General features: G+C 56.9%; 21 protein-coding genes. All 21 read left to right on the top strand.

From position 1 onward, the window contains the following. Positions 1-3 precede the first annotated feature (3 nt). The 21 genes from LAO21_13085 to nifJ all read left to right on the top strand — a co-directional run bounded on the left by LAO21_13085 (position 4) and on the right by nifJ (position 26,001). On the top strand, positions 4-981 hold the full coding sequence (locus LAO21_13085) for an electron transfer flavoprotein subunit alpha/FixB family protein (GenBank protein ID MBZ5553651.1): 978 nt from the start codon (positions 4-6) through the stop codon (positions 979-981). Between the two features lie 5 nt (positions 982-986). Next, a complete protein-coding gene (locus LAO21_13080) occupies positions 987-3,026 on the top strand; it encodes a (Fe-S)-binding protein (GenBank protein MBZ5553650.1) in 2,040 nt (679 codons plus the stop codon). A 14-nt stretch (positions 3,027-3,040) separates the two neighbouring features. Continuing rightward, complete coding sequence (locus LAO21_13075; GenBank protein MBZ5553649.1) at positions 3,041-4,249, top strand: (Fe-S)-binding protein; 1,209 nt, start codon at positions 3,041-3,043, stop codon at positions 4,247-4,249. A gap of 1 nt (position 4,250) precedes the next feature. Continuing rightward, positions 4,251-6,299, top strand: coding sequence for a CoB--CoM heterodisulfide reductase iron-sulfur subunit A family protein (locus LAO21_13070; GenBank protein MBZ5553648.1), 2,049 nt, complete (start codon positions 4,251-4,253; stop codon positions 6,297-6,299). A gap of 393 nt (positions 6,300-6,692) precedes the next feature. Next, entirely contained in the window at positions 6,693-7,172 is a 480-nt protein-coding gene (locus tag LAO21_13065; protein MBZ5553647.1) for a hydrogenase maturation protease, read from the top strand. A 93-nt stretch (positions 7,173-7,265) separates the two neighbouring features. Continuing rightward, positions 7,266-7,739 carry a hydrogenase maturation protease gene (locus tag LAO21_13060; protein MBZ5553646.1) on the top strand — a complete coding sequence of 158 codons (474 nt, stop codon included), beginning with the start codon at positions 7,266-7,268 and terminating at the stop codon, positions 7,737-7,739. A gap of 131 nt (positions 7,740-7,870) precedes the next feature. Continuing rightward, on the top strand, positions 7,871-8,773 hold the full coding sequence (locus tag LAO21_13055; GenBank protein ID MBZ5553645.1) for a radical SAM protein: 903 nt from the start codon (positions 7,871-7,873) through the stop codon (positions 8,771-8,773). 53 nt (positions 8,774-8,826) lie between these two features. Beyond that, positions 8,827-9,840 carry a sigma-54 dependent transcriptional regulator gene (locus LAO21_13050; protein ID MBZ5553644.1) on the top strand — a complete coding sequence of 338 codons (1,014 nt, stop codon included), beginning with the start codon at positions 8,827-8,829 and terminating at the stop codon, positions 9,838-9,840. A gap of 623 nt (positions 9,841-10,463) precedes the next feature. Then, a complete protein-coding gene (locus tag LAO21_13045; protein ID MBZ5553643.1) occupies positions 10,464-10,904 on the top strand; it encodes a hypothetical protein in 441 nt (146 codons plus the stop codon). Between the two features lie 131 nt (positions 10,905-11,035). Further along, positions 11,036-11,644 carry an NAD(P)H-binding protein gene (locus LAO21_13040; protein MBZ5553642.1) on the top strand — a complete coding sequence of 203 codons (609 nt, stop codon included), beginning with the start codon at positions 11,036-11,038 and terminating at the stop codon, positions 11,642-11,644. 299 nt (positions 11,645-11,943) lie between these two features. Then, entirely contained in the window at positions 11,944-12,177 is a 234-nt protein-coding gene (locus tag LAO21_13035; GenBank protein MBZ5553641.1) for a hypothetical protein, read from the top strand. Between the two features lie 66 nt (positions 12,178-12,243). Beyond that, entirely contained in the window at positions 12,244-13,365 is a 1,122-nt protein-coding gene (locus tag LAO21_13030) for a hydrogenase small subunit (protein ID MBZ5553640.1), read from the top strand. Further along, positions 13,365-15,083: a nickel-dependent hydrogenase large subunit gene (locus LAO21_13025; GenBank protein ID MBZ5553639.1), complete on the top strand. Its 1,719-nt coding sequence runs from the start codon at positions 13,365-13,367 to the stop codon at positions 15,081-15,083. The genes LAO21_13030 and LAO21_13025 overlap by 1 nt, the downstream gene beginning before the upstream one ends. Before the next feature lie 9 nt (positions 15,084-15,092). Next, positions 15,093-15,779, top strand: coding sequence for a Ni/Fe-hydrogenase, b-type cytochrome subunit (gene cybH / locus LAO21_13020; protein ID MBZ5553638.1), 687 nt, complete (start codon positions 15,093-15,095; stop codon positions 15,777-15,779). A 431-nt stretch (positions 15,780-16,210) separates the two neighbouring features. Beyond that, positions 16,211-16,681 carry a HyaD/HybD family hydrogenase maturation endopeptidase gene (locus LAO21_13015; GenBank protein MBZ5553637.1) on the top strand — a complete coding sequence of 157 codons (471 nt, stop codon included), beginning with the start codon at positions 16,211-16,213 and terminating at the stop codon, positions 16,679-16,681. A gap of 247 nt (positions 16,682-16,928) precedes the next feature. Then, positions 16,929-18,347, top strand: coding sequence for a DUF3459 domain-containing protein (locus LAO21_13010; GenBank protein ID MBZ5553636.1), 1,419 nt, complete (start codon positions 16,929-16,931; stop codon positions 18,345-18,347). Between the two features lie 385 nt (positions 18,348-18,732). After that, a complete protein-coding gene (locus LAO21_13005; protein MBZ5553635.1) occupies positions 18,733-19,095 on the top strand; it encodes a hydrogenase maturation nickel metallochaperone HypA in 363 nt (120 codons plus the stop codon). After that, positions 19,092-19,748, top strand: coding sequence for a hydrogenase nickel incorporation protein HypB (hypB, locus tag LAO21_13000; GenBank protein MBZ5553634.1), 657 nt, complete (start codon positions 19,092-19,094; stop codon positions 19,746-19,748). The genes LAO21_13005 and hypB overlap by 4 nt, the downstream gene beginning before the upstream one ends. After that, a complete protein-coding gene (hypF, locus tag LAO21_12995) occupies positions 19,745-22,093 on the top strand; it encodes a carbamoyltransferase HypF (protein ID MBZ5553633.1) in 2,349 nt (782 codons plus the stop codon). Before hypB ends, hypF begins: the two co-directional genes overlap by 4 nt. Before the next feature lie 2 nt (positions 22,094-22,095). After that, positions 22,096-22,344, top strand: coding sequence for a HypC/HybG/HupF family hydrogenase formation chaperone (locus tag LAO21_12990; GenBank protein MBZ5553632.1), 249 nt, complete (start codon positions 22,096-22,098; stop codon positions 22,342-22,344). Positions 22,345-22,386: 42 nt separating this feature from the next. Further along, positions 22,387-26,001: a pyruvate:ferredoxin (flavodoxin) oxidoreductase gene (nifJ, locus tag LAO21_12985; GenBank protein ID MBZ5553631.1), complete on the top strand. Its 3,615-nt coding sequence runs from the start codon at positions 22,387-22,389 to the stop codon at positions 25,999-26,001. Positions 26,002-26,008: the final 7 nt, after the last annotated feature.

Raw genomic sequence — 26,008 nt, 5'->3', positions numbered from 1 at the left:
AAAATGAAAAATGGAATATTTGTCATCGCCGAGCAATTGAGAGGTGAACTCACCGACACCACGTTCGAAATGTTGGGGCTTGGCAGAGAAATCGCCGCGACTCTGGAGATCCCGCTTCATGCAGTCTTGCTGGGAAAGGGCTCCGCTTCCCTCTCTTCGAAGTTGGGCACGGCCGACTCTGTGATTGTTCTCGACGGCGCCTTCCTCGAAATGCCGACCCCGGATGTGGTTGCCGCTGCGATATCGAACCTGATGAGTAAAAAGCCGGCGGCGCTTGTGCTTATCCCCGGGACCAATATTTTCATTGGAGTCGGACCTGTTCTTTCCGCCCGGACGGAAATCCCTTTTGTCAATTTCTGCAAAGATTTGCAGATCAAAGATCAAGCCGTCATTCTGACCTGTCAACTCTTCGGGGGAAAGATCTTCGCGGACATCCGCCTGCCGGAGAACCGCGGCATCGTCAGCATTTATCCGGGCTCTTTCACGCCCGAGGCCGGCAGGAGTGACCGCGTCCCTCCGGTAGAGATCATCGAGGTCGGAAGAGAGGAGACGAAGGTCACCTTTAAGCGATTTATCGAGCCGGATGCCGGGGATGTGGACATCACACAGCAGGACGTTCTGGTGGCGGTGGGACGCGGCATTCAAAGCCAGGACAACCTCCAGTTGGCTGAGGAACTGGCAGCGGCCCTGGGAGGGGCCGTGTGCGCCTCTCGGCCGGTGATTGACCAGGGATGGTTACCGCTGAGCCGGCAGGTCGGCAAGTCGGGAATGATCGTGAAACCCAAGCTCTATCTTGCACTGGGAATCAGCGGGGCTCCGGAGCACACCGAGGGGATGAAGGGCGCCCAGCTCATCATCTCGATTAATACGGATCCCAAAGCGCCTATCTTTAACGTTTCCCATTACGGGGTCTGCCAGGATGTTCTCGAACTCCTGCCGCTGCTGACGGAGGAACTGAAAACTCAAAAAGTAAGGGGGTGATCATCATGGATCCCGCGACGATGAAGGTTCTTGGCATACCCGCCTACATTCTCTTCTGGGTCGCGGCGGTGGTTTGCTTTGGGATCTTTGGCCGGCGGGTGATCGGCCTGGTTCGACTCCTGCGTCGAGCTCGTCCGGACTACCGATTTGATCATGTTCCAACCCGCATTCGAAATGTAATTGTCCACGTGCTGGGACAGAAGCGTCTCCTCGAAGAGCCTCTGATCGGACTCGCTCACCTTGTCATTTTCTGGACCTTTCTCCTCTACGCCGGCGCATTTGCGTGGAGCCTGGCTCGAGGTTTGCTTCCCTTCCTGCCGATTCCATATCCTGATGAAGTGACGGTTGTCAGAATGCTGATGGAGACGCTTGGCATTCTGACGCTGGTGGCTATCACTGTCGCAGCCGTCCGCCGCTTCTTTTTCGCTCCCCCTCACCTTCAAAGAACAGGGGACGCCAATCTGATCCTGAGCCTGATCACAATTTTGATGGGCACCCTCCTTCTCGGGGCGGAGATCCGGACCGCGATTGGTGGATACGACTCGGCCTCCTTGACTTTCATCGACCGGTGGCTCGGGACCAATGGCGCCCGGTTGACAACTTCCCCCGCATTGGGTTGGCCACTCTTTTTTGCGATGTTTTGGGTACACCAGGCTGTTGTCCTTTTCTTCGTTGCCTACCTGCCTTACTCGAAACACCTCCATCTACTGGCTTCGCCTTTCAATGTGTTCTTCAGCGCGCTGAATCCGAAGGGTGATTTGAGTTCGAGGGAATCGAGTGAAAAGACGATGGAAGGAGCTTCCCGATGGGACGAGTTCACCTGGAAACAGCTGCTCAACGGCATGGCGTGCGCTGAGTGTGGCCGATGCGATCGGGCCTGCCCTGCTGTGGCCTCGGGCTCAACCCTCTCCCCCAGGATGCTCGTGCATCACCTGAAGGAGCACGTCCTGGAAGCAGGGCTGGGAGTGCGAACCAACGGCGCGTCTCCCGGCACTGCAGGTCGGGCCCTCGTGGGAGACCTCATTTCCGAAGAGGAGCTGTGGGCGTGCACCAGTTGCCATTCCTGCATGGAGCGATGTCCGGTCATGAACGAGCATTTTCCATTGATCCTCGAAATGCGCCGGCATCTTGTCACTCAGGGCTCAGTGGGCCGGTCCTTGCAGGAGGCGTTGACCAGTCTCAGCCGCTATGGAAACTCATTTGGAAAGTCGGACCGAATGCGAGCCAAATGGACTCAAGGCCTCGATTTCAAGATCAAAGACGCCCGCAAGGAGCCGGTCGATTACCTTTGGTTCGTGGGAGACTACGCTTCCTTCGATCCCCGGGTACAGGAGATCACTCGAACGACCGCTCGGATCTTTCATGAGTCCGGCCTCGACTTCGGGATTCTCTATGAAGGCGAGCGCAATGCAGGAAACGATGTGCGCCGCATCGGGGAGGAGGGCCTGTTTGATTCCCTCAAGGATAAGAACCTGCAGGCACTCTCCAAGGCCAAGTTTCGAAGAATGGTGACCACCGATCCCCACACTTACAACACCCTGAAGAACGAGTACTTCGGCAATGGCGCGTCGGGGAAGCACAAGGGCAATCACTCGAACGGCGTGCCTGAAGTACGTCATTACACGGAGGTCATTGCAGAGTTGATTCAAACGGGTCAACTTCCCCTCAAGAGACGACTGCATTATGGTGTCACCTACCAGGATCCCTGTTATCTGGGGAGATACAACGACATCTATGACGCGCCCCGCAGCGTCATTCGCTCCCTGGGCAACCGGCTGGTCGAGATGCCCCGCAATGGCTCCCACAGTTTTTGCTGTGGCGCCGGAGGTGGGCGGATTTGGATGGAGGACACCCCGGGCATTCAGGAAAGGCCGGCCGAGAACCGCATCCGGGAAGCTGCTGCTCTTCCCGGGGTTCAAGCCCTGGTCATCACCTGCCCCAAGGACATCGCCATGTTTCGTGATGCCGCCAAGACCACCGGGACGGAGGCGGAAATCGAGGTGAGAGACCTGTCGGAACTCGTGTGGCAAGCCGCACAACCGTAGGAATGGAGGAACCGATGCTTACAACCCAAGAGGCAGCGAAGGCTCTGTCTGATCTCACCTTGGATTCCCTCTACGAGATCCCTGAAGGACGGCAGGTTCTGTCCTGTATTCAATGCGGAATGTGCGCCGGGACTTGCCCTTATGGGGAATTCATGGAGTATCCCCCCCGGCGGATTATCGCCATGCTCCGTGACGGCCTGATTGAGGAGGTCTTTCATTCTGAAAGTCTTCTGAACTGTGTCGCCTGTTATGCCTGTATGTCAAAATGCCCGAGGGGGATCCATTTGACTGAGGTCCTTCTTCCTCTGATCAAACAGGAGATGTTCGCCAACCTCCCCGAGGTTCCCACGGAGCTGCAGGCTGCCTTGCAGAATACTCTGCGCTACGGAAATCCGCAGGGCCTCTCACCGCGAAAAAGAGCGGACTGGGTCAAGACCCTTGATTTCCCTATCCGCATTCTCACGGATGATCCTCGACCCACCGATGTTCTGTGGTTCGTGGAGTGCTATACCTCCTATCATCCCCGGGGTCAGGACAACAGCCGCGCCGTGGCGAAGCTGCTGCACGCCCTGGGGGTGGAGTTCGCCATCCTCGGGAATGAGGAGCGATGCGCGGGAGAGTGTGCCCGGCTTGTGGGGGAAGCCGGCTTGTTTGACACCCTCCGGGAGCGGAACGTAGGGGTGTTTCGGAAGTACCAGTTCAAGACGTTCTTGACGGGCGGGGCCCACGCCTATGACGCCTTTAAGTATCTCTATCCTGCTTACGGCTTCAATTACCCGCTCGAACACACCGCCACTTTTTTTGCCGGCCGCCTCGAAGCATTGAAACCACGATTGACCCGAAAGATGAATCACCTTGTCGCCTTCCACGATCCCTGCTGCCTGGGACGGCACAACGGCTTTTACGAGGAACCCCGGAACCTCTTAAGAGCCATCCCCGGAATCAAGCTCGTGGAAATGGACCACCATCATATTAACTCCCTCTGCTGCGGGGGCGGCGGGGGCGGGATGTGGCTGGATACTTACTTCAAGAGCAAAGGCATGGAGCGATTGTCGGAGCGGAGGGTCAAAGAAGCGATCAAGACGGGAGCCGATGTCCTCGCGGTGGCTTGTCCCCTTGAGGTTTCTCGGTTTGAGGACGCGGTCAAGGTCATGGGCTATGAGAATAAGATGGTTGTAAGAGATGTGGTCGAGCTGCTAGCCGAAGCGTTGGGAGGTGACTGATATGCAGGGCGGCAACGGACACAAAGAGGATCAAATCCGAATCGGGTTTTACATCTGTCATTGCGGACACAATATCGCCAGTGTCGTCGATGTGAAGGCGGTTGCCATTTTCGCCACTTCGCTGCCGGGCGTTGTCGTGTCTCGAGACTATAAGTACATGTGCTCGGACCCGGGGCAGGCGCTGATTCAACAGGATATCCGTGACCATCGTTTGAACCGCATCGTGGTGGCCTCCTGCTCTCCCCTCCTGCACGAACACACCTTCAGGACCGCCACCGCCAAGGGAGGCCTCAATCCCTTCTTTTTCCAAATGGTAAATATCCGGGAGGATGTCTCTTGGGTTCACGAGGACCGGGTCGCTGCGACGCAGAAGTCCATGGACCTTGTCCGCGCGGCGGTTCGGAGGGTAGCGCTGCATAAGGCCCTGGAACCGAAAAAGGTCGCCATCCGCCCCGAGGTGCTGGTGGTCGGGGGCGGCATCGCCGGAATTCATGCTGCCCTGACCTTGGCGGATTCGGGCAAGAGGGTTTACCTGATCGAGCGAGAACCCACCATCGGCGGGCACATGGCCATGTTCGACAAAACCTTTCCGACGCTGGATTGTGCCGCCTGCATCCTCACCCCGAAGATGTCGGCAGTGAAAAACCATCCGAATATCACCTTGTGGACTTATTCCGAGGTCACCCGCGTCAGCGGATTTGTGGGCAACTACACGGTGCAGGTCAAGCGCAAACCCCGCTACGTGAGAGAAGACCTCTGCGTGGGATGCCTGGAATGTATTGAGGCCTGTGTGTACAAGGACGGGCGCTTTGCGGACGAGTTCAATCAGGGGCTGAGCAAACGTAAGCCAGTGTATTTGCCCTTTCCCCAAGCGACGCCGCAGGTGGTCCTTATTGATCCGGAGACTTGTATCCAGTTTAAATCGGGCAAATGCAAGAAGACGTGCATCGAGAGTTGTGACCGCAACGCGATCGATCTGGAGCAGAAGGAGGAGATTCGGGAGATTGAAGTCGGGACCATTGTGTTGGCCACCGGGTTCCAGCCGTTTGATGCACGCCGGGTGCCCTACTATGGCTATGGCACTTATCCGAATGTTTACACCGCCCTCGAGATTGAGCGCCTGGTAAATGCCGCAGGGCCTACCGGGGGGGAGTTGATCCTCAAGGACGGCCGCAAGCCCAAATCGGTGGGAATCATTCACTGCGTCGGTTCGCGGGACGCCGCCACCAACCGGTGGTGCTCGCGGGTGTGCTGCATGTACTCCCTCAAGTTGGCTCACCTGATCAAGGAGCGGACGCAGGCGGAAATCTATGAGTTCTATATCGACATTCGATCCGCGGGAAAGAGCATGGAGGAATTTTATAACCGCGTGGCCGAAGAAGGCGTGCATCTGATTCGCGGAAAGGTCGGCGACGTATATCCGGACCCCACCGAAGAAGGCAAGGGACGGTTGGTCCTTCAGGCCGAAGACACGCTTCTCTCGAGGGTCCTGAAGATTCCGGTGGACCTTTTGGTCCTGTCGATCGGACTCGAGCCGCGGTCCGATGCCGCGGAGGTCCGCCGTCTTTTCAACATCAGTTGTTCGACCGAAGGGTTTTTCATGGAGCGCCATCCGAAATTGGCCCCGGTGGATACCTTCACGGAGGGGATTTTTATTGCCGGCGCCTGCCAGGGACCCAAAGACATCCCCGATACGGTGGCCCAGGCTGGTGCGGCGGCCGCTCAGGCCATGCGCCTGGTGGATGCCCAGTCCTACGAGCTGGAGCCGAACACGGCTTACATCGTGGAGGAACTCTGTTCCGGATGCAAGTCGTGCATCCCGCTCTGCCCTTACAGCGCCCTTTCTTTTGTCGAGGAGACGAAGAAGGCCTTCCTCAACGAAGCCTTGTGCAAGGGATGTGGTACCTGTGTTGCGGCGTGCCCGTCCGGCTCGATCCGGCAAAACCTCTTTGAGGATGAGCAAATCTACAGCGAGATTGATGGATTGCTCGGGACAGAATTCGGGACAATCCTGGACGAGTCGCCCACCCATGCGTCCGTTGGAAAGTGATAGCGCTTCATGGATGTGGGCAAGACCAAGCAGGCGGCACAGGGGGCCCTTACGAATCCAAGGAGCTGCGATTTCCCGCTCTCCTGCGCCAGCCCCCGCGGCGTATTTTCCAGATGTTTTTTCCCATTTGATCGACTTTGTGAAATTTTTCGCTTTCTACCTGGAAATGTTGTATACTGAGTAAGTATTCCCAGGATTGCTTCTGGAAACAGTGAATGGCTGATCCCCGAAACGGGTGACGGAGCAATCCATCGCAAAATCCAACGCCGCTTTGACCTTCCGCAGGTCCACGATGAGACTCCCCCGAGATATTTTTCCCTATTTCAAGCCGATTTCGACCTTATCCGCGAGGGCGTGGATCTGTCGTTGCAGGAGACCAGGGAGACGGATGCTATGACGTCAAAAGATGCACCGGCCAGTGGTGATATCGTAATCATCGGCTACGGCGATGCCATGCGCGGGGACGACGCGGTCGGGCATAAGATCGCCCAAAAGGTATCTCAGTGGAATCTGCCGGAAGTCCGGGTCATTGCAACCCCTCGTTTGACCCCTGAACTTTCTGAGGCGTTGAGTCGGGCGCATCTCGCCGTATTCATTCATGCGGCCCCCCCTTCCCGGGGGGAGGATGTCCAGTTGCGCGAACTGGAACCCTGTGCTTCCAGGGTCACCGTAGCCCATATCGAAGACCCCTGCGCGCTTCTCTCCATCACCCAGGCCACCTACGGGCGCTATCCTTATGCTTGGTGGATGACCATTCCTGCGGTAAACTTTGATTTCGGCCAGAATCTCTCACCCGAGGCCGAACACGGGATCGGGGTTGCGCTCGAACGCCTCAATCATCTGATCGAAGAGAGCTGCTATCTTCCCGTGTAATCCGGGACCTCCCATAATATTTATTCTAAAGAAATGGGGGCGGGATTGAATCGCACCCTCGAATCCTGTCATTCATCAGAACCGACAGAATCGATGCTCATCATCGGTGTCGGCAACGACGACCGTGGCGACGATGCGGTGGGCCTGCTCGTCGCGCGCGAGGTCGCACAACTGGGCCTGGCCGGAGTCGAAGTCGTGGAGAGTCAGGGGGACGTCTCACAACTCCTTGAACTCTTCCAGCGCTATCGCACGGTTTTCGTGATCGACGCCATCTGCTCCGGCAATCCCGCAGGCACGATCCTTTGTTTCGAGGGAAAGGCCACTCCGCTCCCCCAGAACCTTTCTTCCGGCTCAACGCATGCCCTGGGACTGGCCGTCGCGGTCGATCTCGCACGAACCCTGAACCGGCTTCCTCCGCGACTCGGGGTACTTGGAATTGTCGGACAGAACTTCGCCGCCGGCTCTGCACCCTCGGCAGCCGTCGAAAAAGCCATTCCTGAAGTCGTGGGCCGGATTTCAAAGGAAATTCGGGCTATCGGAAAGACACGAGGAGGTGGAGCGAAATGAAATTCAAGTGAACAGGAGTGATCACCCCGACGATAAGAGGAGAGAATATCGATTGAGGATCGTAATTTTAAAGACAGGAATCAGAAATAACCGGACAATCCGAAATCTAAAATCCGAAATCCGAAATCGCCATGTCTCCCGCATACCTTGAACGGCTTTCACTCCCTGATCTAAGGCAGCGCGCTGTTGAACTCCGCGAGATGCTCCGGGAATGCACGGTTTGTCCTCGGGAATGCGGGGCAGCGCGCACGGAAGGAGGAGTGGGGGTCTGCCGGTCCACCGATGAGGTCTTCGTTTCTCAGATCGGCGCCCATTACGGAGAGGAGCCTCCGCTGGTGGGCTGGGGGGGTTCCGGAACCATCTTCTTCACGCGTTGCAACCTGTGGTGTCTCTTCTGCCAGAATTATGACATCAGCCACTTGGACATCGGACGACCCATTTCCGCGCCGGACCTGGCGGACGCCATGCTTTCCCTGGAGCGCCGCGGCTGCCACAATATCAATCTTGTCACGCCCACTCATTTCAGCCCTCAAATCATCGAATCCCTTGTGATTGCGGTCGAGCGCGGGCTTCAGGTTCCCCTGGTGTATAACTGCAGCGGGTACGAATCGGTTACGACCCTGCGCCTGCTGGACGGAATCGTCGACATCTACATGCCCGATCTCAAGTATTCAAGCAACGAGCATGCCCGCAGATATTCCGGGATCAAGGATTATTGGGACATGGCCCAGCCCGCGATCCGGGAAATGCACCGACAGGTCGGGGACTTGATCCTGGACCGCCGCGGCGTGGCGCAGCGCGGCCTTTTAGTTCGGCATCTCGTTCTGCCGAATGGCCTCGCCGGCTCGCGAGCCATTCTCGATTTTGTCGCCCGCGAAATCTCTTCCGATACTTATATCAACATCATGGATCAGTACCATCCGGAGTTTAAGGCCGCGAAACATCGCGAGTTGGATCGTGGGATCAGCACGAGAGAATTCAACGAAGTCGTGGAATATGCCCGTCAAATAGGGTTGCATCGGGGATTCTTGTAAGGCCTCGTCTGCTGGTTTGACTCCCACAGGCTGAAAAGGTATATTGCCGATTCATGACGCACGCCGAACCCTTGCGCGCCGACGCAAGCCTCATGGTGCACTCACTTTCATTGATCACCCGCAACGAGACCCTGCGCTCGATTCTCGCGCGCGTCGACACCATTGCCGCCTCCGACAGTTCGGTCCTGCTGATCGGGGAAACCGGGGTGGGAAAAGAACTTTTCGCGGAATACATTCACCGCACCAGCAGTCGCGCCGAGCGCCCCCTGGTCAAGGTCGGGCTGGCAGCACTTCCACACGAGCTGCTCGAGACCGAACTATTCGGGCACGAAAAAGGGGCCTTCACCAGTGCGCTCAATGAAAAGAAGGGGCTGTTTGAACTCTCGGACCGCGGAACCATCTTCCTCGACGACATTGACGACTTCCCGCTGGCACTGCAGTCCAAGCTGTTACGCGTGCTCGAGTCCCACGAAGTCATGCGCGTCGGAGGCACTACTCCCATCCCCGTCGACATCCGGCTGATCACGGCAACCAAAGTGGATTTGAAGGAACTGGTCAACCGGGGGATCTTCCGCGCCGATCTTTACTACCGCATCAATGTGGTGCCCATCTCCATTCCCCCGCTGCGGGAACGCCGTGATGACATTCCCTTGCTGATCGAACATTTCCTCCGGCGGTTCGCCCCCGACAAACAGCTGGTGCCCGCGGAGGATGCGTTACGGGCGATGGTGAGTTACTCCTGGCCGGGGAACGTCCGCGAGTTGAGGAACGTGGTCCAACGAATGGCACTCTTCGCCTCGGATGCAATCCAGCTGAAAGATCTCCCGCCGGAGATTCGAACCGATGACCCCCTCCAACTCCTGGTCAAGAGCTGTCGCCAATGCCTCGTGGATGACCACATGTCGTACGATCAGGTAATTGCCTGCCTGGAAACGAATCTTCTCCGTCAAGCGCTCGAAAACGCCGGTGGGAACCGCGCCCAGGCCGCCAAGACGCTGGGGATGAGCCTGTCAACATTTCGAGATAAATTAAAGAAATATCATTTAGACGACACGGAGAAAACTTAGGCGGCTCTAATTCTCTCCTGGGTTTTCCGCCAGCGGCCGCTCTCAATTTCCGAGTAATGGAGCGCCGCGACAGGATCGCAGCCCGCCTCGGCGGGCTTGGATGCGTACAGCCCGCCGGTTTACCGGCGGGGGAAACGATACCCCCCCATCGGGTTTCACCCCGATTCATCGGGGTTGACCGTCGACCCGGGTCGGCCGTTAACGACCGACATGTCCCCCACCAACCCCGATGAATCGGGGTAAGGCTTTTCGCTCACCTGCTCCCGCCGCTAAAGCGGCGGGTTGTATAAGGACAAGTCCCCTCAAAGGGGACTCGGCTACACCGGCGGCGACTCTCAATTCCTGTACAAGAGCAAGCCGAAGCCAAAAAGGGTCAAACCACTCAAACCCGGACATGACGAGGTGTTGCACACAACCTTGACAATCCCTCCCACAGGCAAGAGAATGCCCGCAGTTATCGACAGATTCAGAAGTGAAATAGGCTGGTTAGCTTACTCAAGAGTTAGCCGGTCAGATTCAAGTGTAGGTGCGCTAAAAGAACGTGGGAGCCGCTTCCCAACAGCCGGCTGTAGCGGACGCCGCTCCGCACCGCGGCTGAACCGGATCGCTAGGCTGCAGCACAAATGACCGACGTCCGTAAAGCTGATCCCGCTCTCCGACGGCGAGTTGTACTCATCCTCGTCGTCGGTGTGTGTGTCGAGGCTCTCTTGATCGTGGGATTGCGGCAGTATCACGACCCATTACGCGACTGGATACTGTCCGAGCCTGCAACATCGGCCGAGCGGGTCAAGTTGGTTTTTTTGCTTCTCGCCTCGTTCATCATAGCGCCCCTGCTGGCGCTCGCGGTTTATCTTTGGTTGCTCGGTGGAAGGATTCTCCGGGCACGAGAGTTTCCAGCCCCGGGAGTTCGGCTTATTCGCGACACCCCGGTCATCACGGGCGAGCGAGCAGTATTTCGAGGGCGTTTGCTCAAAGGACTCGCGCTCGCCTGCGGCGTTGCGTCGGTGGTGTTGGGGGTTCTCGTCTGGCGTCTGGCGTCGTATCTCAGCCGCTATGCAACCTAATTCCGCGCTGAACCGGACTTCCCGACAGACTCGCCGTTGGGTCCCTTAGCGCCTCGGCGGTGCAGCCTTACAGGCTGAATCGCACAAGACGGGCCACGCAGGAACGCCATTCCGTTAGGAGTCTGAAGATCGTGGACGTGGTGACTGGCGCGTTCGGGTACATCGGGAGATACATCGCGAGAGCCCTTCTGGAACGCGGAAGAGAAGTCCGCACCATCACCACGCATCCCAACAAGCCCAATCCATTCGGCCAGTCCGTTCAAGCGTTCTCTTACAGTTTCGATGACCCGCACCGATTGACTCAGACGCTCGAAGGGGCGGACACCTTATATAACACCTATTGGATTCGTTTCCCCTTCGACGGCCAGACTTACGAATCAGCCCTGGCAAACACCCGAACCCTCTTTCAATGCGCGAAAAAAGCGAGTGTAAAGCGAATCGTCCACATCGGCGTTACTCAGGCTTCGATTGACTCCCCTCTGCCCTACTACCGTGGCAAGGCGCTCCAGGAATTAGGAATCCCCTCTTCCCGCGGAGGAATCCAGGTGGTCTTTGACTTGCTTGTGAAAGCACCCCGATTCATCGGGGTGGTCAAGCGATCCTCAAGAATGGACTGGAACCGTTTCAACGGTTTCCGTAGGAAAAAAATCCAACTAATTTGGCGAAGCGTTGCTTCTCTGGAGATGAAACCGTTGAAACGGTTTCCATCGATTTTAGATGATGCCCTGCCACCCGGATAAATCCGGGTGTTGCTCAAATCTAAATTGAATTTAGTGGTCCCCTCTTCACCCCGATGAATCGGGGTGCTCCCGGAAAGCGAAAACAATTGCCCATTAAAGGAGGCCGTCACCCAGAATCGCTGTCCCTCACCCACTCCTAGCGGAATTCCGCCAGTGATCAAGCGGAAATCCGCTTCCCCCTCTCTCCATAAAGCGATCCTTCCATTCATTTTCTTGCGCTTAGACCCCCGTCTCATTTGGCACCCGTCTTGCTACCCTAATCGCTGAGTCATTCCATGGGTGTATCAGGATTCTCCATCATGATGGAAATCTCAAAACCGCAGGACCTCAAATTGAAAGGGGAAATCGCCGAGATATTTGACAAGAACGGACAGCGCTTTGTGAAGGTCTCATTGAATCCCTGCTTGATCGAGTTGACTTTGGAAGGTTCCCCCGAGATGCAGCTGGGGGACACCGTGGTCCTCAGCGCCAACATGGTGATTGAAGGCATGGAAATTACATTCAGTAATCCTTCGCCATCTTTCAAGTCATAAGCTTTCCACTCATTTCGCATCTGCTTTCTTTCACCATTTGAGGTTCAACTCGTTAAGGAGGATGTGATGACCGACAAGCGTCTCACCATTTGGGAACAGGCCCGGCTACAGGGCTATTCCCGGCGGGATTTCATCCAATTTTGCGGCTGGATCGCCGCGGCCGCCGGGATTGAAGCCACGGGAGTGCCGCGCGTGATCGAGGCACTCGACACCAAGCCGCGGCTCCCCGTTGTTTGGTTCCATTTCCAGGAATGCACCTGCTGCAGTGAATCCTTCATTCGTTCCTCCCACCCCATCGTCTCAGACATCGTCTTAGACAAACTCTCGCTGGATTACACCGAAACCCTTCAAGCAGCCGCGGGCAAGCAAGCCGAAGAAGCGCTTCACCAGACCATGACCAAGTACAAAGGTGAATACCTGATGCTGGTGGAAGGCTCGGTGCCCACCGAGGAGGACGGGGTTTATTGCTGTATCGGCGGGCGCACGGCGCTCGACATCGTGAAAGAGGCCGCGGCCAATGCCAAGGCGATCGTCTGCTGGGGCAGCTGCGCTTCGAACGGTTGCATCCAGGCCGCCAAGCCAAACCCCACCGGCGCCACGCCCATTCACAAACTCATTTCGGGCAAACCGATCATCAACGTGCCCGGATGCCCGCCCATCGCCGAAGTCATGGCCGGAACGATTGTGCATCTGCTCGCCTTCGACCGTATCCCGCAGCTCGATGGCCTGGGGCGTCCCAAGGCCTTCTACTCCCGGCGCATTCATGACACCTGCTATCGTCGCCCCAACTACGATGCCGGCTTGTTTGTCGAAACCTTTGACGACGAGAATGCCCGCCGCGGGTACTGCCTCTACAAGGTCGGGTGCCGCGGCCCGGTCACCTACAACTCCTGCGGCGTGATGCGTTGGAACAATGGCGTCAGCTACCCCATTCAGTCCGGACACGGATGCATCGGATGCACCGAGGCCAATTTCTGGGACAACGGCCCGTTCTACCAGCACCTCGCTTCGTTCCCGGGCTTTGGGATTGAATCCACCGCCGACACCGTCGGGGTGACAGTGGGGGCGATCACCGCCGTCGGCATCGCTGCCCATGCCATCACGACAAACATCAAAAAGCGTCGCCAGCTCAGCCAGGAAATTAAGAAAAGCGATTCCTCTGCTGAAGAAAAGAAAGGCGGTGAATAATGGCCAGCCGAATCGTTATCGATCCCATCACCCGCATTGAAGGCCACCTCCGGGTGGAAGTGGAAGTCCAGAATGGTAAGGTGGTGGATGCTTACAGCTCCGGCACGATGGTCCGCGGTTTCGAAATCATCTTGAAAGGCCGCGACCCCCGTGACGCCTGGGCCTTTACCGAACGCGCCTGCGGCGTGTGCACAACGGTTCACGCCCTGGCATCAGTTCGCACCGTCGAAGATGCCCTGGGGATTACGGTCCCGCCGAATGCGGAGCTGGTGCGCAATCTCATGTTCTGCACCCAGTATATGCAGGACCACGTCGTCCATTTTTACCATCTCCATGCGCTCGATTGGGTGGACATCGTAAGCGCGCTCAAGGCCGATCCCAAGAAGACTTCTGAACTCGCTCAGAGCATCTCGAACTGGCCCAAGAGCTCTCCGGCCTATTTTTCGGACCTCCAGAAGCGCCTGACCGCCTTCGTGAACAGCGGACAGCTGGGCATTTTCGCGAACGGCTACTGGGGACATGGCGCCTACAAGCTTCCACCGGAAGTGAATCTCATCGGGACGGCGCATTATCTGGAAGCTCTTGAATGGCAGAAGGAAATTGTCAAGATTCATACCATTTTTGGGGGAAAAAATCCGCATCCGAATTATCTGGTGGGTGGCGCGCCCTGTGCTGTCAACCTGGATGACTCCAACGCCTTGAATGCAGAACGGCTCGCTTATGTGGGAACGCTTCTCAATCAGGCGAAAGACTTCATCGAGCAGGTTTACATTCCCGATTTGTTGGCGGTCGCTTCTTTCTATAAGGACTGGGGGGCCATTGGAGGCGGGTTGCCGAATTACCTGGTGTACGGCGACCTTCCCACCAACGGCTACGCGGATCTTTCCAAGTTCAAGTTCCCACGCGGGGCCATTCTCAACCGCAATCTGAATGAAGTCCATGAGGTGGACGGGAAGAATGCGGAACAGGTTCAGGAATCCATCGCTCATTCCTGGTACGAATATTCCGATGGGGACAACGCGGCCAAGCACCCCTGGGTAGGTGAAACCAAGCTGAAGTACACCGGACCAAAACCGCCTTACGAGTACCTCGATGTGAAACAGAAATACAGCTGGTTGAAGACTCCTCGATGGAAAGGAAACGCGATGGAGGTGGGCCCGCTGGCGCGGTTGCTGGTGGCTTACGCTTCCGGCCGCGAAGAGGTCAAAGAGATCGTCAATACGACTCTCAAGAAGCTGGATGTACCCGTGACAGCCCTGTTCTCGACCCTGGGACGCACCGCGGCCCGAGGCCTCGAAACGATGTTGATTGCAGGCTGGGCGAAGGAGTTCTACCAGCAGTTGCTCACTAACATTAAGAACGGCGATTCGCGCATGTTCAACAATGAGAAATGGGATCCCGACACCTGGCCCAGCGAAGCCAAGGGGGTCGGGCTCAGCGAGGCGCCTCGCGGGGCGCTGGCACACTGGATTGTTATCAAGAACAAGAAGATCGAAAACTACCAGTTGGTCGTGCCCAGCACCTGGAACGCCTCACCGCGCGACAGCAAGGGCCAGATGTCGGCCTACGAAGCAGCCTTGATCGGCACTCCGGTCTTGAACCCGGAGCAACCGTTGGAAGTGATCCGGACGATTCATTCCTTCGATCCCTGCATTGCCTGTGCCGTTCACCTGTACGATGAAAAAGGGACGTACGTTCACACCATTAACACTTACTAGGAGGCGCCCATGGAAAGAAACTCCATCCGACGAGTTTATGTGTGGCAGCTTCCGGTGAGGTTCTACCACTGGCTGAATGCCCTGACGGTCACCACCTCGGTCATCACGGGCTACCTGATTGGAAAACCGTTGGCCATTCAGCTGGGACGAGAAGCTTCCTTTGGCTATTGGTTCGGAACCGTGCGGTTCATTCATTTCCTGGCCGCGTTCGTGTTCTTCTTCAACTTCCTTTTCCGCATCTACTGGGGGTTTGCCGGCAACCGGTACGCGGGGTGGAAGAATTTCATTCCGACCCGAAGAAAACAGTGGAAGGAAGTGGGGCAGGTCCTGAAAGTCGATGTGCTGCAGGCTGAAGGAAAGCCCATTGAATCGATCGGGCACAACAGCCTGGCCGGCCTCACCTATTTCCTCACGTTCCTGGCCTTTCTATTCCAGTCCGTCACCGGGTTCGGGATGTACGCCGCGATGAGCAACGCCTGGTTGCCCCGCTTGTTCGCCTGGATCGTGCCCCTGATGGGCGGTGACTTTGCCGTCCGCCAATGGCACCATATGATGATGTGGTTTTTCATCATCTTCTCAATGGTGCATGTCTACCTGGTTTTTTATCACGACTACGTGGAAGGCCGGGGAATCCTGTCGTCCATGGCAGGGGGATGGAAATTCATCGAAAAGGAAGTGCAACCCAAGGCGGAGTAGCTCGAAGCATCGTTGCGTGATCTTCCGACTCGGCCGGTCGCCTTGCACCCAATGGCCGACAGAATCAAGGGACTGTTGGAGGTAGGAGCGGAGAAGCCCGGGACCCTTCGAAAACTGGAGAGTCCCGGGCTTTTCCCTTTCTCAATCCTAGAGATATCCCTTCCTCAGTTGACCCCCTCACTTTCGTACCTAATCCCAACGAGCGAAAACCAAAACCAGATCTTATGAGGAGGCCAGGAAACCGGAGGATCGGTCATCGATGTAAAGTCCACCGCCGCGGGATCATCATACGCTCTTCAGATTGATGTCTCTTGACCTCCTCTCTTCCTGGTCTCCTACGATTGATTTTTTACCTTTGTCAGGACAAGTTGTGTTGATAAGCTACTATTATTTTTCAATTGCTAAATCCGACTGGGGGGAACGAGCGCGTGATGAGTGATCCGGATCCCATTCTCATCCTGGGCATTGGCAACTATTTGATGGGTGACGAAGGCGTCGGCGTGCATGCCATCCGTCACCTTGAAAAACGGAGCTTCCCAGCACACGTCCACCTGTTGGACGGCGGCACGGGCGGGTTTCATTTGATCTCCCACCTTGAGAGCTATCCATTCATCATCATGATCGATGCGACGATGGATGGAAATCCTCCGGGCACCCTTCGGGTCATCAAACCGCGCTTTGCCAGCGACTTTCCAAGGTCCCTCACCGCGCATGACATCGGACTGCGCGACCTGGTGGAATCCATGGCCCTGCTCGGCCGATTCCCTCGAATCACTCTCATCACCGTGTCCATTGAAGAGATCCAATCGATGTCCACGGAACTTTCTTCGTCGCTCCAGAAATCTCTCCCCCAAATCACAGATACCGTTCTGGAAATTCTTAATGCAAGGCAAGGCCAGTAGTTCGACCTGAATTGCGGAATTATCTCTTGAGCGCCCTGTCGCGCCCCCAGGTTGGGCTCTGATGATTTGTGGGGATCGGCACCCTACCCTCAGCTCCCAACCACAGTGATGTCTTCTTCCGTTGGCCGTTGCCCTGCAAAGACAAGATCCCGGTTGATTACAATCTGTCAAAAGAATAAAGTTATTACATAAGCGCCACTGGCCTGCATGATTGAGTTGCTTCTCTGATCGAATGGAGGTTCACGCGGTGTCAAAGTTAAAATTCTTATGCGCCCGAATTGTCTTCCTGGCAGCTTGCTTATCCCTCCCCTTATGGACATTTAGCGCCGCGCAACAAACCGTACCCGGTGTTGCTTCAGAGATGGGGCGACCCGTTCCCGTATGGGTGCGTGATGGAGTCATCTACGAGGTCTTTCCGCGCGACTTCTCGCCGGAAGGCAACTTCAATGGCATCACAGCACGGTTGGATGACCTGAAGGATCTCGGAGTGACCATCGTCTGGCTGATGCCGGTCCATCAGGTCGGGCAAGAGGGCAAGAAAGGCACTCTGGGAAGCCCCTATGCAGTGAGGGATTACTACTCCATCAATCCTGATTACGGGACCAAAGAAGATCTTCTCCGGCTGATCGCTGAAGCCCACCGCCGCGGGCTCAAAGTCATCCTGGATATGGTTGCGAATCACACGGCCTGGGACAGCGTGCTGATGAAGAACCCGGACTTTTACCGGCATGATGCCGGCGGCAAAATCATTTCCCCCGTCCCGGACTGGTCCGACGTGGCCGCGTTGAACTACGACAATCCTCGCCTGCGAGAATACATGGTGAACATGCTGAAATACTGGCTGCGCGAGTTTGATCTGGACGGCTTCCGGTGCGATGTGGCCGGAATGATTCCGACGGACTTCTGGGAGCACGCAAGACAAGAACTCCAAACCATTAAGCCGGATCTCCTGATGCTTGCCGAGGCAGACAAGCCCGACCTGCTGGTAAAGGCCTTCGACCTGGACTATGCATGGCCTATGCATGCCGCGCTCACGAAGATCATTACCGGAGACGCCCCTGCCACCGCGCTGCGCCAGGAGTGGCAGCAGGAACGGGCTGCATTCCCCCGGGGCGCCATGCACATGCGCTTTTCAGACAATCACGACGAGCTTCGCGCCATCGTACGCTTCGGCGAACGCGGAGCCCTTGCCGCTTCTGCATTGATACTTACCATGGATGGGGTGCCGCTGATTTACAACGGCATGGAGGCGGGCGACACGGCGGAGTCTGCAGCCCCAGCACTCTTCGAGCGATTGCCGATTTTTTGGAAAATCGCTGAACGGAGGGCCGAGTTTCCCCGTTTTTATCATGAGATGATTGCCCTGCGTCGCGCGCATCCGGCCCTGCGGCAGGGTGAAACCGGGTGGGTGCGCAACTCCGATGAGGCGCGCGTTGTCACCTACTTCCGCAGGAACGGACCCGAAGCGTTTCTTGTTGCCATCAACCTCTCGAATCGCCCGTTCGAAGGCACCCTCGAAGTCAAGGGCGGCTCATCATTCCTCGATGTGACTCCTCAGGTTTACAGACCCTCCCATGGAGATGCCGGGTCGCCCCACGTCACTTTACCGGGGCTGAGGCTGGAGGCTTGGGGATTCCGTATTTTTCAAAACTCTTCCCGCCGCTGAACCTGCCCGAGGATAGGGGGAATAAAGGGACAGAAATCAGTGTTGAAAGGAAGGTCCCCTCATTTCGCGGACTCAGCAGCTTCCCTGTCCCAGCGGGAGGCTCAAACTCGATCCAACCCACAGTCAGAATAATCTCGGCCCAAAGAATGGGGTTCAGGAGTTGGAGAAACTGGACTATAATCTACCGCGCGTCATTAGGGAGGTTGCCAAGCTCAAAGGAGGCCCGTCAATCAAGAATCGCGCACTCTCTCAGTTCAAGAATTTGGCACTACGATGACTCCCTGGTTCTCTTCCGTAGATTGAAGAGCGGGGGCTTTCAGGGAATCATCGGCCGCTTCTGAAGGACGGCATTCTGACCACGCGACTCCAGACTCCGATCATTACTATGCATGAGCTTTCAATCGCACAGAACGTCATCGAAATCGTTCAACAAAATCTGCCTCCTGCTCCCCACCCTCCGGTGAGAGCGGTCAAGATGAGGGTGGGCGAAATGGCGGGGGTCGTGATCGACTCATTGGAGTTCTGTTTCAGTGCCATCATATCGGATACTCCCCTCGAAGGGGCGCGCCTCGAAGTAGAGCGCGTCCCGGTCGTGGCGCATTGCCGAAGGTGCGAGCTTCACTTCGAAGTGGAACAATATGCGTTTATCTGCCCTTCGTGTGAAAATATCGAAATTGAAGTCATTTCGGGACGAGAGCTGCAGGTGGTCGAAGTCGAGCTTCTGGATGAGAAGGTGGAAGCGATATGAGTGTCATTACCATTGAACGAAAGGTCCTGGAAAAAAACGACGAGATTGCCCGCTTGAATCGGGCCCTTTTTGTCCAACACGGCATCTTCGCCTTGAATCTTGTCAGTTCGCCGGGCTCCGGCAAGACCAGTATCCTGGAGCGTACCCTGGAGCACCTGGGCGGGCGCGTCCGGATCGCGGTGATCGAGGGCGATGTGCAAACGGATTTGGATGCCCAGCGCGTGGCCAAGTACAATGTCCCGGTCGTTCAGATTGTCACGCATGGCGGGTGCCATTTGGAAGCCAAACTGGTTTACGATGCCTTGACCCGGATCAGCCTCGAGAACATCGATCTATTCGTGATTGAGAATGTAGGAAACCTCGTTTGCCCCGCCAACTACGATCTCGGCGAGGCGATGAAGGTCGTGGTCATGAGCACTACTGAAGGTGAAGACAAGCCGTTGAAGTATCCCGGAATGTTCCGGAACTCGACCGTCCTGCTGATCAACAAGATTGATCTGCTGCCCTATGTGAACTGCAACCTGGGGAAGCTTCGACAAAACGCCTTCCAAATCAACCCATCCCTGATCATCTTTGAAACCTCGTGCACCACCCGGGCGGGAATCCCCGAATGGTGTGATTGGCTGGTTAAGAAAGTGCCTGCAGCCGAGTGATCCAGCGTATCCAGATTGTCATCCGCGGCGCGGTTCAAGGCGTCGGGTTCCGGCCTTTCGTTTACCGGCTATCGAGGGCCCTGCGCCTGTCCGGCTGGGTATCGAACTCACCCCAGGGTGTGTTTATTGAAGTGGAAGGTGAAAAGCAAGTCCTGGATGAATTTCTGCTGCGGCTTGAGAGAGAACGGCCCTTGCGCGCATCCATTCAAAGCCTCGAATATTCTCTCCTTGATCCCGTGGGTTTTGAGGATTTCGAGATCCGGGAAAGCGGACTGGCCGGCAAGCTGAGCGCGCTGGTCCTCCCCGACATCGCCACTTGCCCCGAGTGCCTCCAGGATATCTTTGATCCGGCAAACCGCCGATACCTCTACCCGTTCACCAACTGCACGAACTGCGGCCCTCGCTTCACCATCATCGAATCCCTCCCCTATGACCGGGCCAACACCGCCATGAAGCAATTCGTCATGTGTGGTGCCTGCCGGCGGGAGTACGAAGATCCGATGGATCGCCGGTTCCATGCTCAGCCCAATGCCTGTCCTCAATGCGGCCCCCACCTGGAGCTTTGGGACGAAACAGGCGCTCCCATATCCCGGAACCACGAAGCGCTCTCCCGTGCCGTCGAAGCCCTGCACAGTGGGGGGATTGTGGCCATCAAAGGTCTTGGCGGTTTTCATCTGATGGTCGATGCACGAGATGAAGCGGCGGTCTTGCGTCTCCGGGATAGAAAGCATCGCGATGAGAAGCCGTTGGCGCTCATGTTTCCGTCGCTGGAATCGGCCAAATCAGTGTGCGAGGTTTCTGCTCTGGAAGAAAGACTTCTGCTCTCCCCGGAGTCACCCATTGTCCTGCTTCGCCGCAAAGTCCTCCCTCCGCACTCCGAACTCCGCACTCCGAACTCCGCGGTTGCCCCCTCGGTAGCGCCCCATAACCCTTTTCTCGGGATCATGCTGCCGTATACCCCGCTGCACCACCTCCTGATGCGGGGGATTCAATTCCCGGCGGTCGCGACGAGCGGCAACCTTTCGGATGAACCCATCTGCACGGACGAGGTGGAGGCAGCCCGGCGTCTGGCGGGCATTGCAGACCTGTTTCTGGTTCATAATCGTCCCATCGTCCGGCATGTTGATGACTCCGTCGTTCGCCTCATTCTGGGACGCGAACTGGTGGTGCGGCGCGCCCGCGGATATGCCCCGCTTCCGGTCTCGGTCGGAGGTCCGGCCGGAGAGCCACTGCTGGCTGTGGGGGCCCATTTGAAAAACACGGTGGCAATAACGGCCGGGGATGGAAACGTTTTCGTGAGTCAACACATTGGCGATCTGGAAACGAACGAATCCTTTGAGGCTTTTCGGAAGGTGATTGACGATTTTCGGGGAATCTACAAGATCAGTCCCAAGCATCTCGTCTGTGACTTGCATCCAGATTATCTTTCCACGAAATACGCGCAGGCCGGCGCCATCCCCACCCTCTCCGTTCAACATCATTACGCCCATGTGGCCGCCTGCATGGCGGAAAACGAACTCGAGGGCTCCCTTCTCGGTGTGTCGTGGGATGGAACGGGGTTCGGTTCCGATGGGACCATTTGGGGAGGCGAGTTCCTTCTGACGGACGCCTCTTCGTTTCGACGCTTCGCCTCCTTCCGCCAGTTCCGCCTCCCGGGGAGCGCGGTCGCCATCAGGGAGCCCCGCCGTGCGGCCATCGGCTTGTTGCACGAGGTGTATGGCCCGGAGGTTTTCCAGCAGACCGAGTTACATCCTGTAAAATCGTTCACCGAGTCGGAACGATCTTTGCTTCGCCAGATGCTCCTGCAAGGTGTAAACTCCCCTTTGACTTCCAGCGCCGGCCGGCTGTTCGATGCGGTTGCGTCCATTGTTGGAATTCGTCAAAAGGTGCGATTCGAAGGTCAGGCGGCGATGGAGTTGGAATTTACGATCGGAGATGAGAGCACCGAGGAGCGTTACCCGTTTCACATCCTCGAATCTGATCAAGGCGGACCTCCTCCTGACCCGACTGCACAGCAGACCCAACCGCAGTTTGTGATTGACTGGTCCCCCCTGGTCGAAGGCGTCCTCGGGGACTTGGCGCATGTTGGAGCCGCCACGATCGCCCTAAAGTTCCACAATAGTCTGGCTGAAATGATTGTGGAAATTGCCAGGCGGAGTGGAGAGGGCCGCATTCTCCTGACGGGGGGCTGTTTCCAAAACAAGTATCTCACGGAGCGGACGGTTCGCAGGCTTGAGGCCAGCGGGCTGCGCCCTTACTGGCACCAGCGGATTCCCCCCAATGATGGGGGCATCTCGCTGGGACAGATCGTCGCGGCAACACGACTCCTTCGAAAGGAGATTTGAAGATGTGCCTGGCCATTCCCGGGAAGATCGAGTCCATCGAGGGGATTGATCCGGTTCTGCGCAGTGGCAAGGTGAATTTCGGAGGCATTCTCAAGACGGTCAACCTCGCTTATGTCCCCGAAGCTAAGATCGGCGATTACGTCATCGTCCACGTCGGATTTGCTATCAGCATCGTGGACGAAGAGGAAGCGCGGCAGGTATTCGCGTATTTGAAGGAGATGGATGAGCTGGAAGATTTGAAGGACCGATAATACTGTCTTCATACGAAAGACAAGAGAGCAGAGGAAGAATCAATGAATTCCATTCTAAGCACCGAGGTCGAACCCGCCGAAGGGGCCGTCAAAAATAAAAGAGCGTTCATTACGATGGATGGGAACGAGGCCGTCGCCTATGTGGCCTTCCGTCTAAATGAGGTGATTGCCATTTATCCGATTACGCCGTCTTCCCCCATGGGCGAGTGGTCCGACGAGTGGGCCTCCGGGGGAAATCCGAATATCTGGGGGACCATCCCCCAGGTCGTTGAAATGCAAAGTGAAGGAGGCGCGGCAGGGGCCATACACGGGGCGCTGCAAGCCGGTTCGCTGGCCACGACTTTTACTTCCTCGCAAGGCTTGTTGTTGATGATCCCCAACATGTACAAGATCGCGGGTGAGTTGACCCCCACGGTCTTCCACGTCGCGGCGCGATCGCTGGCCGCCCAGGGACTCTCCATCTTCGGAGACCACAGTGATGTTATGGCCACCCGAGGCACCGGTTTTGCCCTGTTATGTTCAGCCTCCGTCCAGGAGGCCATGGACTTTGCGGTCATCGCACAAGCCGCTTCCCTCAAGGCGCGGGTTCCGTTTCTGCACTTTTTCGATGGCTTCCGGACCTCGCACGAAGTTTCGAAGATTGAATTGCTCACGGAAGAGGACCTGCGGGCCATGATCAACGAGGACCGGGTGTTGGAACACCGGGCCCGCGCGCTCTCACCGGACCATCCGGTCATGCGGGGCACCGCTCAAAATCCGGACGTCTATTTTCAAGCCCGCGAGACCGTCAATCCCTATTACACCGCGTGTCCCGAAATCGTCCAACAGGCCATGGACCATTTTGCGGAGATCGTGGGACGCGCCTATCGTCTCTACGAGTATCACGGGTCAGCGAACGCAGACCGGGTCATTGTGTTGATGGGTTCCGGCGCCGAGGCGGTGCATGAGACCGTGGACTATCTCAATTCTCACGGAGAGAATGTCGGTGTCCTCAAGGTCCGGCTGTACCGGCCCTTTGATCTGAAGCGCTTCATCGAATCATTGCCCGCCACCACCGCGCGCCTCGCCGTGCTCGACCGGACGAAGGAGCCGGGCAGCATCGGCGAACCCCTCTACCTGGATGGCGTCAATGCCCTCCATGAGGGGATCTCCGAGGGGTTCGGTCGCCTGAAGACGTTCCCGAAAATTGTGGGCGGCCGCTACGGCTTGTCTTCCAAGGAATTCACACCTGCGATGGTCAAAGCGGTGTTCGATAATCTGGCGCAGGCCCAACCCAAGAACCACTTCACCATCGGCATTCAGGACGATCTTTCGCATACGAGCCTTCCTTTTGATCCCGACTTCTCCATCGAGCCGGACGAGGTGGTCCGCGCCCTCTTCTATGGTCTTGGATCTGACGGCACGGTAGGAGCTAATAAAAACTCCATCAAGATCATCGGCGAAAATACGGAGAATTACGCCCAGGGTTATTTTGTGTATGACTCCAAGAAGGCCGGAGCCGTGACGGTGTCCCACCTCCGCTTCGGCCCCAAACCGATCCGCTCGACCTACCTCGTGACCCGGGCCAACTTTGTCGGTTGTCATCAACCGGTTTTCCTCGAACGCTACGACATGCTCAAGCACCTCGTCGAGGGCGGAACCTTCCTATTAAACACCCCTTATGGGCCCGAAGACGTTTGGAGGGAGCTTCCCCGCGCTGCGCAGGAACAGATCATCCGGAAGAACTTGAAGTTCTACGTGATTGATGCCGTCAAGGTGGCCCATGAAAGCGGAATGGGCGGCCGGATCAATACCGTCATGCAGGTGTGTTTCTTCGCCATTTCAAAGGTCCTTCCCCGGGACGAAGCCATCACCGCCATCATGGAAGCCATCCAGAAAACTTACGGCAAGAAAGGCGAAGAGATTGTCCAGATGAACCTCAGGGCCGTCGACCGCACCCTGGCTCACTTGTTCGAGGTCAAGGTTCCCCTCCAGACCGAGGGCGCGATCGAGCTGCCGCCTCCCGTGTCCCATGAAGCGCCGGAATTTGTCCAACAAGTCCTGGGAGAGATGATTGCCGGTCATGGAGATGATCTGCCCGTCAGCGCTCTTCCCGCCGATGGGACGTACCCCACGGGAACTTCAAAATGGGAGAAGCGGAACATCGCGCTCGAAATCCCCGTTTGGGATCCCGCCGTGTGCATTCAATGCGGCAAGTGCGCGATGGTCTGTCCGCACAGTGTCATTCGCATCAAAGTCTACGATCCGAAGATCCTTGAAACCGCCCCGCCGACCTTCAAGTCTTTCAACGCCGGGGACCGCGAATGGAAAGAACTGAAATACACCATCCAGGTCGCTCCGGAAGATTGCACCGGATGCGCCATCTGCGTGGATGTATGCCCGGCCAAGAACAAATCGGAGACTCGGCTCAAGGCCATCAACATGGCTCCCCAGCCCCCTCTGCGGCTACCCGAACGGGAGAACTGGGAATTTTTCTTGACCATTCCGGAAGTCGACCGGCGCCAGATCAAGGTATCGAGCATCCGGCAGCAGCAGGTCCAGGAGCCCCTGTTTGAGTTCTCGAGCGCCTGTGCCGGTTGCGGGGAGACGCCTTACCTTAAATTGTTGACGCAGCTGTTTGGAGACCGCGCCCTGGTGGCCAACGCCACGGGGTGTTCCTCCATCTATGGCGGAAACCTCCCCACGACTCCCTGGACCAAGAATGCGGAGGGCCGCGGTCCTGCCTGGTCGAATTCCCTGTTTGAAGACAATGCTGAGTTCGGCCTTGGTTTCCGGGTCTCCCTCGACAAGCAGAAAGAATTCGCCTCCGAGTTGCTGAAGAGACTGGCGAGTGAAGTTGGCGAAGACCTCGCGACCTCCATCCTGACGGCTACTCAAAAAGATGAAGCGGATATCTACGAACAGCGGGGTCGGGTGGCGCTTCTGAAGCAAAAACTCGAGCGTCTCGAGTCGGACGAGGCCCGGCGGTTGTTGTCGCTGGCCGACCTGCTCGTCCGGAAGAGCGTGTGGATTGTGGGAGGCGATGGATGGGCGTATGACATCGGATTTGGCGGGCTGGACCATGTCTTCGCCAGCGGTCGAAACGTCAACATTCTCGTGCTCGACACCGAGGTGTATTCCAATACCGGCGGACAAATGTCCAAATCCACTCCGCGGGCGGCCGTGGCCAAGTTTGCCGCCGGCGGAAAGCCGGTCGCCAAGAAGGACCTCGGGCTGATTGCGATGACCTATGGGAGCGTTTATGTCGCCAGTGTAGCCATGGGCGCCAAGGATGAACACACGCTGCGTGCGTTTCTGGAGGCTGAGGCATACGACGGCCCCTCGTTGATTATCGCCTACAGCCACTGCATCGCCCACGGCATCAACATGACGACGGCCATGCATGACCAGAAGGCCGCGGTCGATTCCGGACAGTGGTTGTTGTATCGCTATCACCCCGATCGTGCCAAACAAGGCGAAAACCCGATGACCCTGGACTCCCGGCCTCCCAAGATTCCCTTGCAGGATTATCTTTACATGGAAAACCGGTTCAAGATGTTGACCAAGATAAAACCGGAGGAAGCCAACCGCCTGCTCAAGCGGGCCCAGGAAGACGTCCAAACCCGCTGGCGCTTGTATGAGTACATGGCGGCGAGGAAGGGAGAGAATAAAGTCTAGAGTCCCA

The organism is Terriglobia bacterium, assembly GCA_020073085.1.
Taxonomy (GTDB): Bacteria; Acidobacteriota; Terriglobia; order JAIQFV01; family JAIQFV01; genus JAIQFV01.
The sequence above is the reverse complement of the archived record's forward strand: the minus strand, read 5'-3'. Positions and strand labels throughout refer to the sequence as shown.